This window comes from Hymenobacter plasmatis (assembly GCF_020711255.1).
Taxonomy (GTDB): domain Bacteria; phylum Bacteroidota; class Bacteroidia; order Cytophagales; family Hymenobacteraceae; genus Hymenobacter.
The window spans coordinates 39,568-53,506 of record NZ_JAJFAW010000029.1; the positions used below are offsets into that span (position 1 = coordinate 39,568).

Consider the following 13,939-nt stretch of genomic DNA (forward strand, 5'->3'; position numbering starts at 1 on the left):
GGTTCTTCATAAATATCGATTTGCGTGGGTTACCTTTTTTAAACTGGGGTATAAAGCCCCGAATTCAAGAACTTGCTACCCGCAAGCGCTTGAAGGTTAACTGAATTTAACTCCACACTTTAAATTGACCCCAAGATGAAAAAAGTATTGTTCCTCGCCCTGGCTGCTGCTTCGTTCTCGTTCACCTCTTGCGAAAGCAAGAAAGAAGAGGCTACCGAGCAGGCTGCTGACAACGTAGAAAACGCAGGCGAAGCCAAGGCTGACGCTATGGAAGACAAGGCTGATGCCGTACGTGACTCGGCCGACACCAAGGCTGATGCCATGAAGGACAACGCCGACAAAATGGCTCCTGCTACCGAGACTCCGGCTGAAGAAGTTAAGAAGTAATTCTTAGCCATACGGCACAAAAAAGCCCCGCCAGTAATGGTGGGGCTTTTTTTATTGCTGTTTGGGTTTGCTTAAAGCGTAGTTTCGGGCAAGCCCAGCCGGCGGTTGAGCAAGCCGTCTACTACCTCAAAGAGGCGGCGCGGCTCGTAGGTACGCCACGGCAGGTCGTCGAGCTGGCCCCCGAAGTTGACGTAGTTGTCGACGTTGTACTGCTGCATCTCCCGTTGCACGTGCTCCTGGAAGTTCACGCCCGCAATCCAGCCGTCCTCCACGTCTTCGAACCACTCTTCGTAATAGTCGTCGCCGGAGCCGTGGAAGTTGAACACGTTTTCGCCCACCAGAATAAACTTGCGGATGCCCTCGTGCACCAGCACGTCCACGATGTTGCGCTTCAGCTCCATGATGTCGTTTTCGATGGCATCGTTCCACTCCCCAATAAACTCGAGGATGGCAATGCCGTCTTCGTAGTCGGCAAACAGGATTTTGAAGAAGAGCGTATCCGACCCCAGGCTGTCCCACTGTGGGTGGATGTAGTAGCCGTAAATGGTGTTGGTGTAGGCCTCGAGGCTGTTTTCGGTCTCGAACAACGGCGAACGGGGGTCTTCGCAGGCCGAGTACTGGTCAATCCAGTTGTAATGGGGCTCAATGGTATGCATAGGCGGCAGAAGGCGTTAGGCTCGGAACGCACCTCGGCGCGCTCGGTTTTCCCAACCCACAACAAATTGGGCTGGGTTCTACTAACGCCTAATGCGCCGTGGAGCGTTCCGGGCCGGCGCTAGCGGGCCTGCAGGGCCGCCCGCACGCTGCCGTGTTGCTTCAGCAGCTCAGCCGCTTCGGCTTCGCCAATGCCGAGTTCTTCCATCAACATTCGTTCGCCCCGCTCCACCAGTTTCACGTTGGACAGCTTCATGTCCACCATCTTGTTGCCGCGCACGTAGCCCAGGCGCACAAAGGTGGCCGTGGTGAGCATATTGAGCACCATTTTCTGCGCCGAGCCGGCCTTGAGGCGCGTGCTGCCAGTGATAAACTCTGGGCCGGTCACTACTTCCACCGGGAATTCGGCGGCGGCGGCCACGGCCGAGCCGGCGTTGCACACCACGCAGCCCGTGGCCACGCCCGCGGCCCGCGCTTGCGTGAGTCCGCCTATCACGTAAGGCGTGCGGCCCGAGGCAGCGATGCCCACCAACACGTCCTTGGCGCTGATGTTGTTGGCCTGCAGGTCTTTCCAGGCTTGTTCGGCGTCGTCTTCGGCGCCTTCTACGGCCACCCGAATGGCCGAATCGCCACCGGCCATAATGCCCACCACCATCTCGGCCGGCACGCCAAACGTGGGCGGGCACTCCGAGGCATCAACTACGCCCAGCCGCCCGCTGGTGCCCGCCCCGATATAAAAAAGCCGCCCGCCCGCGCGTAGCCGCGCCACAGTGGCTTCCACCAGCTTTTCAATCTGGGGCAGGGCCTTGGCCACAGTTTCGGGCACCGTGCGGTCGAGCTGGTTCATGCCGGCCAGAATGGCGGCGGTCGGCAGCGTTTCGAGGTTGTTGTATTCGGAGGGCGATTCGGTGGTCATGCGCGGAGTAAGCTAGGCTTGCCGTGAAGCGGAAAAAATCAATGTTCAACAAACAGTAAGCGAAAACTTACGTCTGGAGTTGGCCAATTACCGGAAAATTATCAAATACGTGTGCCGTGTGCGGGGCGTCGTGGTCCAGTTCGGTGGTCAGGTCCTGGCCCGCCCAGTGTTCGTAGTGGTTGCCGCGCCGCCACAGGCGCGAGCGGCTCACGTCGTAAATCTTGCCTTGGTACGCTACCCAGATTTCGTCGCGGTCCTGGCCGTTGCGCAAGGCCAGCTGGTTGCGCGAGTAGGAGGGCAGGAGGAGGGCGTCATCCATCGGCAAAGCTAGCCCAATAATGCCTGCAGCCGAATCCAGCGTTGCGGCAGGTCGCCTTGCGAGGCGTTCATGTAGTCTTCGTAAGTGCAGGGCACCACGCGCTTCACCGCGTTGTCGCCCAGGCGCTCCACTTCCATCCACCACTTGTCGGCGCGGCGCGATTTGTAGAACACCAGCTTGTCGGGGTTGCCGGGTAGCACCACGGTGTAGGTAAGGAAGCGGAACGTGCCAAAGCCCGTTTCGGGACGGCGGTGGTAGAATCCCTCCACGAAGTACCAGAGCATGGTGGCCACGGTAGCGGCGGCCATGCCGTGCGGGTCCTGGTCGGCGCGGTAGCCGTACAGGCCAAAGGAGCTGAGCTGCTCGTTGTGCCCGGCGTACCAGCAGAGCTGCGTGGCTTCTTCGTTGCCCAGGCCGAAAGGGTTGGCCGGGAAGTAGCCGGGCGCGTCCTGCCAGCGCAGCGCCGCGATGTCCACGCTCATGAATTCGGCCTGCCGAATGAGCGGCTCGGCCAGGCGGCGGTCGGCCCGGACTTCGCCCACGCTCATGGTTTCGAAATGCAGCTTTTCGAGGGCAATGAGCACCTCGGGCGGCGTGAGGTATTGCTGGTGGGCTAGGTGGGCCAGGCTGAACACAAAGTTGGGCTCGTGTACCAGCAGGCGGCGCAGGTGGCTGTCTTCGGGCGGCGTGCCGGGGCCGGGCTCGGCCATGTCGGGCCGGGCATCCACCACGGCAAAGCTGATGGCGCGGTCCTGGCTTTCGTAGGCCAAAAACTGGCCGTAGTCGAGGTCGTGGCTGCCGCCCAGCAGCACGGGTACGGTGTTTTCTTCCAGCAGCGCCCCGATGATTTCGCGCAGGCGCTGGTAGGTATCTTCCAGGGTCAGGCCGGGGCGCAGGTTGCCCAAATCCACGAAGCGTACCGAGCCGGTGCCTTTCTGCAGCTGGTAGAAGCGCTGGCGTACTTCGTTGGCGCCGTGGCGGTTGGGGGCCGGTGGGCCGGCGGCGCTGCCCCGCCACTCATCCAGCCCAATCAGGGCCAAGTCGGCGTTGCGCCAGTCGGGGAAGGTTTCGGTAAAACGGGTGGCGTAGGCGGCCAGGGTGGTGGGGGCAGGCACCGCGGCGGTTAGCGTTTCCGGCAGCGGGTCAAAAAACAGGGCCAGGTTCATTGGGGGCGGAAAGGCAAGCGCCCAAAATTACGCAGGAAAAGCCCGCATTGGCTGGCTTTTGGGCCGTTTTTGCGTCTGTATTGGTTTATAGCAGTAAGAGCAGGGTTGTCCATCGCCTAACCGAATGTAGTCTGGCCCGAAAAAAAGCTCTTTATTTAAGCTGAATTTCACTGATACGCTTTATCCAGCCCCACCCATGGACGTTCGTCGCTCCTTCGATATCCTACCGCACCAACTAGCCAATTCGCCCAAAAGCGACGCCTTGGCCGCGAAAATTGGCGGCCAATGGATACCCAAAAGCACCCAGCAGCTGCAGGACGAGGCCAACCTCGTGAGCCTGGGGTTGGTAGCCATTGGGCTGAAGCGCGGCGACAAAGTGGCCATTATCTCGATGAACCGCCCGGAGTGGATGCTTGCCGATTTCGGCATCGCGCAAATTGGCGGCGTGAGCGTGCCCATGTACCCAAGCATCACGGTTGAGGACTACAAGTACATCTTCACCGATGCCGGCGTGCGCGCCGTGTTTGTGGCCGATAAAAAGCTGTACGATAAAGTAAAAGAAGCCACGGCAGGCCTCGACATTCCCGCCGAGAACATCTTCACCTTCGACAAAATCGACGGTGCCCGCCATTTTGAGGAGTTGCTGGAGTTGGGCAAAAAAGGCCAGCCCGCAGCATTAGAGCCCCTGAAGGCCGCCGTGCAGCCCGACGACCTGCTCACCCTCATCTATACAAGCGGCACCACGGGCAGCCCCAAGGGCGTGATGCTCACGCACAACAACATTCTGAGCAACTGCCGCGGCTCGCAACGGTTTGTGCCCGTAAACAAAGAAGACAAAGCCTTGAGCTTCCTGCCGCTGTGCCACATTTTTGAGCGCATGGTGACGTACCTGTACATGATTAACGGGGTGAGCATTTACTACGCCGAGAGCATGGACGTCATTGCCGACAACCTGCGCGAGGTGAAGCCCCAGATTTTCACCACGGTGCCCCGCTTGCTGGAGAAAGTATATGACAAAATCGTGGCCAAAGGGCACGAGTTGGAAGGCATCAAAAAGCAGCTGTTCTTCTGGGCCCTCGATCTGGGCCTGAAGTACGACACCCAGAAAGACCAGGGTTTCCTGTACAACACGCAGCTGGCGCTGGCCAACAAAATCATCTTCAACAAGTGGCGGGAGGCCCTGGGCGGCAATCTGCGCTGCATTGTGAGCGGCGGCGGCGCCTTGCAGCCGCGCCTGGCCCGGGTATTCTGGGCGGCCGGTATCCGCGTGATGGAAGGCTATGGCCTCACCGAAACGTCGCCGGTAATTGCCGTGGGCGGCTACGAGCCCGAAAACAACATGATTGGCACCGTAGGGCCGGTGATTGACAACGTTGAGGTGAAAATTGCGGCCGATGGCGAGATTCTGACCAAATCGGCTTCGGTGATGAAGGGCTACTACAACAAGCCCGACCTCACCGCTGAGGTATTCGACAAGGAAGGCTGGTTCCACACCGGCGACATTGGGGAGCTGGTCAATGGCAAGTTCCTGAAAATCACGGACCGCAAGAAAGAGATGTTCAAAACCTCGGGCGGTAAGTACATCGCCCCGCAGGTGATTGAGGGCAAGCTGAAGGAAGACCCGCTTATTGAGCAGGCCATGGTGGTGGGCGCCGACCAGAAATTCCCTTCGGCGCTGATAGTGCCATCCTTCTCCGACCTGAAGGGCTGGTGCAAGCGCAACGGCGTGCCCGCCAACGTGTCTAACGAGGAACTCATTAAGAATGAGAAAATAGTAGACCTGTACGAAGGCCTGGTGAAGAAGTACAACCAGAGCTTTGCGCAGTGGGAGCAGGTGAAGCGCATTGTGCTGCTGCCCGAGCTCTGGACCGTGGAAAGCGGCGAAATGACGCCTACCATGAAGGTGAAGCGCAAGGTCATCACCGAAAACAACAAGGACCTTATAGAGAGCCTATACCACGTGGCCGAGCGGCGCTAGCCGCCGCTGGCTCAATAGTCAGATAACGCTTAGGACAACGCCGCCGTAAGCAGGTTCGTGGAATTTAATTAGCTGTTGGGGAAGCCGGGACGACCTCCGGCTTCCCCAATTTTTTTTAGCCTAACTGTTATGCAAGCATAACAAAATCTTCGTAAGTTTACCGCTCTTTCAGCTCGCTTATGAAACCCGAAGAAACCGTTGACTACAACATTAAAGTGGCCTGGCACGCCATTTCGCGGATGTACAACACCCAGGCGGCGCAGAACGACATCACGACCAGCATCGGCTTTGTGTTGTTGAACATTGACCAGGAGAAGGGCACGCCGGCCACCAAAATCGCCCCGCTGCTGGGCCTCGAAACCCGCAGCCTGACCCGCATTCTGCGGAGCATGGAGGAAAAAGGCCTCATCTACAAACAGGCCGATTCGGTGGACAAACGCTCGGTGCGCATTTTCCTGACGCCGCTGGGGCTGGAGAAAAAAGAAGTTTCGCGGCAGACCGTGCGACACTTCAACCTGAAGGTGCGGGAGCGCATATCCCAAAGCCAGCTCGACACCTTTTTTAAGGTTACGGCCCAGATAACGAGCATGATTGAAGGCAAAACCCTTTTTGAGGATTTCGTGCTCAAGCCTCTGCGGCACGAAGCCTCGTCTTAGGCGGCCCCGGCTGGCCGCTTTACCTACTACCCACACCACTTTCCCACCTCATCACCCCACCAGAGGATGAATCGAACCATTAAGAAAGTTGCCGTGCTCGGCTCCGGCGTCATGGGCTCGCGCATTGCCTGCCACTTCGCCAACATTGGCGTGCAGGTATTGCTGCTCGACATTGCCCCCAAAGAGCTACTGCCCGACGAAGAGAAAAAAGGCCTGCAGTTGGACGCACCAGCGGTGAAAAATCGCCTGGTGAACGCCGCTCTGCAAGCGGCCATTGCCTCGAACCCGTCGCCGCTCTACCGCAAGGCCGACGCCAGCCGCATCAAAACCGGCAACTTCGACGACAACCTGAAAGACATTGCCAGCTGCGACTGGACCATTGAGGTGGTGGTGGAGCGGCTCGACATCAAAAAGAGCCTGTTTGAGCGCGTGGAGCAGTTTCGCAAGCCCGGCACGCTCATCACCAGCAACACCAGCGGCATCCCGATTCACTTGATGACGGAGGGCCGCTCCGACGATTTCAAGAAGCACTTCTGCGGCACGCACTTCTTCAACCCGCCCCGCTACCTGAAGCTGCTCGAAATCATCCCGACGCCGGACACCGACCCCGCCATCGTGGATTTCCTGCTGCACTACGGCGACCTGTACCTGGGCAAGACCACGGTACTCGCCAAAGACACGCCAGCGTTTATCGCCAACCGTGTGGGCGTGTTCGCCATCATGGACGTGCTGCGCATCATGCAGGAACTGGGCCTGACGGTGGAGGAAGTGGACAAGCTCACCGGCCCAGTGATTGGCCACGCCAAGTCGGCCACCTTCCGCACTTCCGATATCGTGGGGCTGGATACGCTGATGAACGTGGCCAACGGCCTCGCCCAGGGCCTGCCCAACGATGAAGCCAAGGACGTGTTCCAACTGCCCGACTTCCTTAAGAAGATGGGCGAGAACAAGTGGCTGGGTGACAAAACCGGCCAGGGCTTCTACAAGAAAGTAAAAGGCGAAGGCGGCAAGTCGGAAATCCAGGCCTTGGATTTGAACACGCTGGAATACCAGCCCGGCAGCAAGGTGAAGTTTGCCACGCTGGAGCTGACTAAAACCATGGATACTCTGGCGCCGCGCTTCGCGGTGCTGGTGAGCGGCAAGGACAAGGCCGGCGAGTTTTACCGCAAGAGCTTCGGCAGCCTGTTTGCCTACGTTTCGAATCGCATTCCCGAAATCACCGACGCGCTCTACAAGATTGACGACGCGCTCCGCGCTGGCTTCGGCTGGGAAATGGGGCCGTTTGAGACCTGGGATGCGCTGGGGGTGCAGAAGGGAATTGAGCTGATGCAGGCCGAAGGCAAGCAGCCCGCTGCCTGGGTAACGGAGATGCTGGCCGCCGGCCACACCACTTTCTACAAGGTGAACGCCGCCGGCAGCAAGGAGTACTACGATGCCGAAACCAAGAGCTACCAGCCCATCCGCGGCGTGGAGAACTTCATCATTCTCGACAACCTGCGCACCACTGGCAAGGTGCTGTGGAAAAACGCTGGCGCTTCGATAATTGACCTGGGCGACGGCATCCTGAACGTGGAGTTCCACTCCAAGATGAACTCGCTGGGCCAGGACGTTATTCAAGGCCTGCTGAAGGGCGTGGACATGGCCGAAGCTGGCTACCGCGGCCTAGTGGTTGGCAACGACGCGCCGCAGTTTTCGGCCGGTGCCAATCTGGGCCTGGTGTACATGCAGGCGCTGGAGCAGGAGTTTGAAGAACTGAACATGATGATTGCGCAGTTCCAGAACGCCATGATGCGCATGCGCTACAGCAGCATTCCGGTGGTGGGCGCCCCGCACGGCCTAGCACTGGGCGGCGGCTGCGAGCTGAACCTGCACTGCGACCGGGTAGTGGCCGCGGCCGAAACCTACATGGGCCTCGTAGAATTCGGCGTTGGGCTGATTCCAGCTGGCGGCGGCACCAAGGAGATGACCTTGCGCACGGCGGCTAAGTACGAAGAGGGCGAACCCGAATTCAATCTGCTGCGCAACACTTACATGACCATCAGCACGGCCAAGGTTTCGACCTCCGCTGCCGAAGCCTTCGACCTGGGCTTCATGCGCCGGGGCGACGAGATTGTGGTGAACAGCAACCGCGTAATTGCTGCCGCCAAAGCAGCCGCCCTCGACTTGGCCGACGCCGGCTACACCCAGCCCACGCAGAAAACCAACATCAAAGTGCACGGCAAGGGTGCACTGGCCATGTTCAAAACCGGTGTATACGCCATGCAGCAGGGCAACTACATCTCGACCCACGACCAGCTCATCGCCGACAAACTCGCTTATGTGATGTGCGGCGGCGACCTCTCGTCGCCCACCGAAGTGAGCGAGCAGTACCTGCTGGACCTCGAGCGCGAAGCTTTCCTGAGCCTCTGCGGCGAGCGGAAGACGCTGGAGCGGATTCAGAGCATTCTAACCACCGGCAAGCCGCTGCGCAACTAATTCGTTTGTCATGCTGACGAAGGAAGCATCTTATCACGGCTGCTTTCGTCAGAAACCCAACCTACCCGAGCGGTGCGAACGTGATAAGATGCTTCGCAAGCTCAGCATGACAATAAAAACAATATGTCTAACACTGCATATATCGTAGCTGGTTACCGCACGGCCGTGGGCAAAGCCCCCCGTGGTGGCTTCCGCTTTACCCGGCCCGACGACCTGGCGGCCAACGTTATCAAGCACCTGGTAGCCCAAGTGCCGGCCCTCGACCCCACGCGCATCGACGATGTTATCGTCGGCAACGCCGTGCCGGAAGCCGAGCAAGGCCTGCAGATGGGCCGCCTGATTTCGCTGCTGGCTTTGCCCATCAACGTGCCCGGCCTGATTGTGAACCGCTACTGCGGCTCGGGCGTGGAGACCATTGCCATGGCCGTGGGCAAAATCACGGCTGGCATGGCCGACTGCATCATCGCGGGCGGTACCGAGAGCATGAGCATGGTGCCCACCGTGGGCTGGAAAACCGTGCCCAACTACAACCTGGCCATGAAGCACCCCGACTACTACATGGGCATGGGCCTCACGGCCGAGGCGGTGGCCAAGGACTACAACATCAGCCGTCAGGACCAGGACGAATTCTCCTACAACTCGCACCAGAAGGCCATCAAGGCCATTCAGGGCGGCAAGTTTGCCAAGAGCATCGTGCCCGTAACGGTGGAGGAAACCTACGTGGACCAGGCCACCGGCAAGAAGAAAAGCCGCTCCTACGTGGTGGATACCGACGAAGGCCCGCGCGCCGATACCTCGGTAGAAGCTCTGGGCAAGCTGCGCCCCGTGTTCGCGGCCAACGGCACCGTCACGGCCGGTAATTCCTCGCAAACCTCCGACGGCGCGGCATTTGTGCTGGTGATGTCGGAGCGCATGGTGAAGGAATTGAACCTGGAGCCCATTGCCCGCATGGTGAACTACGCCTCCGAAGGCGTAGACCCACGCATCATGGGCATGGGCCCTATCAAAGCCGTGCCGAAAGCGCTGAAGCAAGCCGGCCTCAAGCTCGATGACATCGACCTGATTGAGCTAAACGAAGCGTTTGCCTCGCAGTCGCTGGCCGTAGTGCGTGAGCTGGGCATCGACCCGGAGAAGCTGAACGTGAACGGCGGCGCCATTGCCTTGGGCCATCCGTTGGGCTGCTCCGGTGCCAAGCTCAGCATCCAGCTGTTCGACGAGCTGCGCGAGCGTGGCAAGAAGTACGGCATGGTCACGGCCTGTGTGGGCGGCGGCCAGGGCGTGGCAGGCATCTACGAACTGCTGAAATAGAAAAGATTCTTGCAGAAAGCCGGCTGTTTGGTTGAGCTAAACAAAGCCTGCCAAATGGCTTGATTTTCTGAGAACCAGCACCAGCTTCCCTAGTGTTTTACAACAAAGAAAGCCCCGCTCATCCGGGGTTTTCTTTACCCAAAGTAGTAGGCGTGCCTAACAAATTTGCCCGATTTTTCTTACCTTTTACCCCACCTAACCTAATTACCACCCGTCATGGAAGTAACGCAGAAAGCGCCCCTCAAGGGCGGTGAATTCATAATCAAGCCAACCGCTGCGCAGGACGTTTTCACGCCAGCCGATTTTACTGAAGAGCAGAACTACATGCACCAAACCTGCCTGGACTTTGTCGGGACGGAGGTGCAGCCGCTGCTGGAGCGCCTCGACAACCACGAGGAAGGCCTGATGCGTGGCCTTATGGAAAAAGCAGGCCACCTGGGCCTGTTCGGCGTGAGCGTGCCCGAGCAGTTTGGTGGGCTGGACATGGACTTTCCCACGGCGCTACGCGTGACCGAGGGGGTAGGCGGGGGCCACTCGTTCCCGGTGGCATTTGCGGCGCACACCGGCATTGCCCTGCTGCCCATTCTGTACTTTGGCAACGAAGAGCAGAAAGCCAAGTACCTGCCCGGCCTCACCAGCGGCGAGCTAATGGGCGCGTACTGCCTCACCGAGCCCGGCTCTGGCTCCGACGCCCTGGGCGCCAAGACCAAGGCCGTGCTCAACGCCGAAGGCACGCACTACGTGCTCAACGGCCAGAAAATGTGGATTACCAACGCCGGCTTTGCCGACGTGTTCATCGTGTTTGCTCAGATTGACGGCGACAAGTTCACCGGCTTCATCGTGGAGAAAAACACGCCCGGCCTCAGCCTCGGCAACGAGGAGCACAAGATGGGCATCCAGGGCAGCAGCACCCGGCAGGTGTTCTTCGCCGATGCTCCCGTACCGAAAGAAAACGTGCTGGGCGAGATTGGCAAAGGCCACCTCATTGCCTTCAACGTGCTGAACATCGGCCGCATCAAGCTGGCCGCGGCCTGCCTGGGCGCCACCAAAATGGCCGCAACGCTGAGCGTGAAGTACGCCAACGAGCGGGTGCAGTTCAAGATGCCGATTGCCAAGTTTGGTGCCATTCGCTACAAGCTGGCGCAGCAGGCCATCCGCATCTACGCCGTGGAGTCGGCCATTTACCGCGCCGGTTCCGACATCTACCGCATGGAGCAGCAGCTCATGGCCGAAGGCAAAGGCGCCAACGAGGCCCTGCTGGGCGCGGCCCGCGAGTTTGCCGTGGAATGCGCTATCCTGAAAGTGGAAGGCTCGGAAGTGCTCGACTACGTGGTAGACGAAGGCGTGCAGATTTATGGCGGCTACGGCTTCTCGGCCGACTACCCCATGGACCGCGCCTACCGCGACTCGCGCATCAACCGCATTTTTGAAGGCACCAACGAAATCAACCGGCTCCTGGCCGTCGACATGATTTTGAAGAAAGGCCTGAAAGGCGAAATTGACCTGATGGGTCCGGCCATGGCCGTGCAGCAGGAGCTGCTGAGCATCCCGAGCCTGAGCCAGGAGGAAGAAACCGGCCTGTTCAGCAAGGAGTTCAAGACCATTGCCAACCTGAAGAAGGCGGTGCTGATGGTAGCCGGCACGGCCGTGCAGAAATACGCCGCCACCCTGGCCAAGGAGCAGGAACTGCTCATGAACATCGCCGACATGGCCATTAAGGTCTACACGGCCGAGAGCACCTTGTTGCGCGTGGAAAAGGAAGCGGGCACCAAGGGTGCCGAAGCCCTCTCGGTGCAAGCCGACATGGCCCGCGTGTACCTCACCGACACCGTGGACACGGTGGAGAAAGCCGGCAAAGACGCCATCGGCAGCATGTGCGAAGGCGATGAGCAGCGCTTGCTGACCATGGGCCTGAAGCGCTTCACCAAAACCGAGCTGCTGAATGTGCGCGATGCCCGTCGCCGCGTAGCTGCGGTTCTCATTGAGGCCAACGAGTACGCTTTCTAATCCTTGATTTTCTGTGCATAAAGAAGGCCGCTCCTGGAACCAGGAGCGGCCTTCTTTATGGGCAATAGCGGAGTTGAGCTATTTCACCACGATTTTTTCCAGCTGCAGGGCCGCCGATTTTTTGCTTGGCCGGCTCACGGCAATGATGGTTTTCTCGCCGAGCCAGGTGGTGAAGTCCTTCACGTAGGCCAGGCTTTTGTCGTCGGCCACATTCAGCTTCAGTCGCTCAGGAGGGCTCACTACGCCGGTTTGGGTATTGATGCGGCGCAGGTAGAGGTCCGATTTCTTGTTGATGGTTTCCAGGGTAAGCACCTGCACGGTGCTGCCAAAAACTGCCGCCCGAAACCCGATGCCCGTGTAGGCGTCCACGGCCGGGGCCACTTGGTCTTTCGCCACGATGCTGTGCCAAGTGGGCTGGCCGTACTCATTGTAGCCGAACACGTGCAGCTCGCGCGCATGCACGGGGGCTTCGCTGCCGCCTTCCTCAAAGTGTTTTTCGGCCACCACCACCAGCTGCTTTTCCGGGGTCAGCAGCAGCTCGCCCAGGTACACGTCGTCGAGGCGCTTTACATCGATACCGCTCGACTTGCTCACCTCGGCCAGGTAGGCGGGCGTGAAGCGAAACTCCGGCGAGAACTTCATGTCGCCGGCACCGCTGAAATCGTACTTCACCACCTTTAGGCTGTAATACTCGCCGGTCTGGTAGTCGGCGCACAGCGCGGCTGCATACAGGCTGCCATCGTTCAGCACCTTAAACTGGGCATCGCGGATGGTGACGGACTTGCCGCCGAACGTGCCGCCCACCGGCACCCCCAGCACCTTTATTTCAGTTGAACTTCCGGCCGGGTAGCGGCGCACGGTCAGCTTCTTCATGTGGTCGCTGATTAGCGTCACGTACTGGGTGCCGTCGTTGGCCACGTGCACCGACGGCGAGAAGAAGTCGCCCAAGTCGCGAAAGTCGTAAGCTTTTTCCTGCAGTTGGGCTAGGTTTTGGTCAAATAGAGTAGCAGCAATGCTCTTCACCTGCTGCTCGCGCGCCAAGTAGCGGAAGGCCACCAGCCGCGTGCCATCGGGGGAGATAGACACCCCCGGCCGGCGGTCGCGGGCCGGGGCCGTCATCACCACTTTGGCCGCGCCTTTCTGGCCGCTTTGCAGGTTCACGGCCACCACGCTCAGGTTTTGGCTGCTTTCGTCCTTGTGGTGCAGCACCACCAGCGCCTGCTGGGGGCCGCGCCCAAACGCTTCCAGGGTTTCCCCGGGGTTCACCGGAATGGTGGTGCTCCACTGCTTTTTAAGGTCGGCATCGTAGCGCTCCACAGCATAGCCGCCTGCGCTTTGGTGCGCCAGAATCACGAAGCCGGTGCCATCGGTCAGGGGCAGGGTCTTTTGGGGTACCCGCATGTCGTAGCGGTCGGTGCCCTGCTCGGGGAGGTAGCTGAACGGGGCCGATTTTACTTTCTGAGCCAGGGCCGGGCTGGCGTTGCCCATTAGTGCCCAGCCCAGTAGCCCCGCCAGCAATACTCGATGCAACATAAAATTTGGTTTTGTTTAAAGTAGGAGTAGGCAAAATGTGTTTGCCTGTCGTGGTCAAAAGTACCCATTCAAGCCTTGGCCAGCCGCAGTTGGGCCAGTTGCGGCACTAAAATTGAGCCGGGATAATAAAAAGATATTATTAAGCATAACACTAGTGGTTTCTCCTACGTACAGGGACTCCATTCCCTTACTGTCCACCTTTATAGAGCATTAAAGGGATATAATATTCTCTTAACGGTTCAACTTAAATTCGACGTGCTACGGCCCTATTTCGTCGTGCATTTAGCCTAGTCTGCCCACCTCAACCTAACAAAATTTACCCTCTACCGTACCTTCGCAGTCCCAAGACGTTATAGAAATTATGAAATCACTGCTCAAATTTACTCTTCTATCTGCCCTCATTATCAGTGGCAAACTTGCCAAACAATCGTCCCCGGTTGCTGTGGCACAAAGTGTAGAAACGACGACTTCCCCCGACACTACTGTAGTGTTTGTTCATCAAGTAACTAGCACTGAGCCAGCCAAGCCTGCCCAAGACAC

The 13,939-nt window shown here is 59.0% G+C and carries 11 protein-coding genes; 6 read left to right on the forward strand and 5 right to left on the reverse strand.

Annotated features, from left to right (window positions below; translation table 11 throughout):
- The first annotated feature begins 135 nt into the window (after positions 1–135).
- Positions 136–387, forward strand: a complete 252-nt coding sequence (locus LJ738_RS18225; RefSeq protein WP_227787791.1) for a hypothetical protein — start codon at positions 136–138, stop codon at positions 385–387.
- A gap of 71 nt (positions 388–458) precedes the next feature.
- Here the strand turns inward: LJ738_RS18225 and LJ738_RS18230 are convergent, their stop codons facing one another.
- The 4 genes from LJ738_RS18230 to LJ738_RS18245 all read right to left on the reverse strand — a co-directional run bounded on the left by LJ738_RS18230 (position 459) and on the right by LJ738_RS18245 (position 3,442).
- Complete coding sequence (locus tag LJ738_RS18230; protein ID WP_227787792.1) at positions 459–1,043, reverse strand: hypothetical protein; 585 nt, start codon at positions 1,041–1,043, stop codon at positions 459–461.
- 119 nt (positions 1,044–1,162) lie between these two features.
- Positions 1,163–1,957: an N-acetylmuramic acid 6-phosphate etherase gene (murQ, locus tag LJ738_RS18235; RefSeq protein WP_227787793.1), complete on the reverse strand. Its 795-nt coding sequence runs from the start codon at positions 1,955–1,957 to the stop codon at positions 1,163–1,165.
- A gap of 67 nt (positions 1,958–2,024) precedes the next feature.
- Entirely contained in the window at positions 2,025–2,276 is a 252-nt protein-coding gene (locus tag LJ738_RS18240; protein ID WP_227787794.1) for a cytochrome b5 domain-containing protein, read from the reverse strand.
- An 8-nt stretch (positions 2,277–2,284) separates the two neighbouring features.
- On the reverse strand, positions 2,285–3,442 hold the full coding sequence (locus LJ738_RS18245) for an arginase family protein (protein WP_068189265.1): 1,158 nt from the start codon (positions 3,440–3,442) through the stop codon (positions 2,285–2,287).
- 196 nt (positions 3,443–3,638) lie between these two features.
- Here LJ738_RS18245 and LJ738_RS18250 point away from each other — a divergent pair, with 196 nt between their 5' ends.
- The 5 genes from LJ738_RS18250 to LJ738_RS18270 all read left to right on the forward strand — a co-directional run bounded on the left by LJ738_RS18250 (position 3,639) and on the right by LJ738_RS18270 (position 11,866).
- The gene (locus tag LJ738_RS18250; RefSeq protein WP_227787795.1) at positions 3,639–5,420 is read left to right on the forward strand and encodes an AMP-dependent synthetase/ligase; all 1,782 of its coding nucleotides are present in this window, start codon (positions 3,639–3,641) and stop codon (positions 5,418–5,420) included.
- A 179-nt stretch (positions 5,421–5,599) separates the two neighbouring features.
- Entirely contained in the window at positions 5,600–6,076 is a 477-nt protein-coding gene (locus tag LJ738_RS18255; protein WP_227787796.1) for a MarR family winged helix-turn-helix transcriptional regulator, read from the forward strand.
- 66 nt (positions 6,077–6,142) lie between these two features.
- Positions 6,143–8,551, forward strand: coding sequence for a 3-hydroxyacyl-CoA dehydrogenase/enoyl-CoA hydratase family protein (locus LJ738_RS18260; RefSeq protein WP_227787797.1), 2,409 nt, complete (start codon positions 6,143–6,145; stop codon positions 8,549–8,551).
- A gap of 123 nt (positions 8,552–8,674) precedes the next feature.
- A complete protein-coding gene (locus tag LJ738_RS18265) occupies positions 8,675–9,859 on the forward strand; it encodes an acetyl-CoA C-acyltransferase (RefSeq protein ID WP_227787798.1) in 1,185 nt (394 codons plus the stop codon).
- A gap of 216 nt (positions 9,860–10,075) precedes the next feature.
- A complete protein-coding gene (locus LJ738_RS18270) occupies positions 10,076–11,866 on the forward strand; it encodes an acyl-CoA dehydrogenase FadE (RefSeq protein WP_227787799.1) in 1,791 nt (596 codons plus the stop codon).
- 78 nt (positions 11,867–11,944) lie between these two features.
- On the opposite strand, the gene LJ738_RS18275 is transcribed toward LJ738_RS18270, so the two are convergent.
- Positions 11,945–13,399 carry a hypothetical protein gene (locus tag LJ738_RS18275; protein WP_227787800.1) on the reverse strand — a complete coding sequence of 485 codons (1,455 nt, stop codon included), beginning with the start codon at positions 13,397–13,399 and terminating at the stop codon, positions 11,945–11,947.
- Positions 13,400–13,939: the final 540 nt, after the last annotated feature.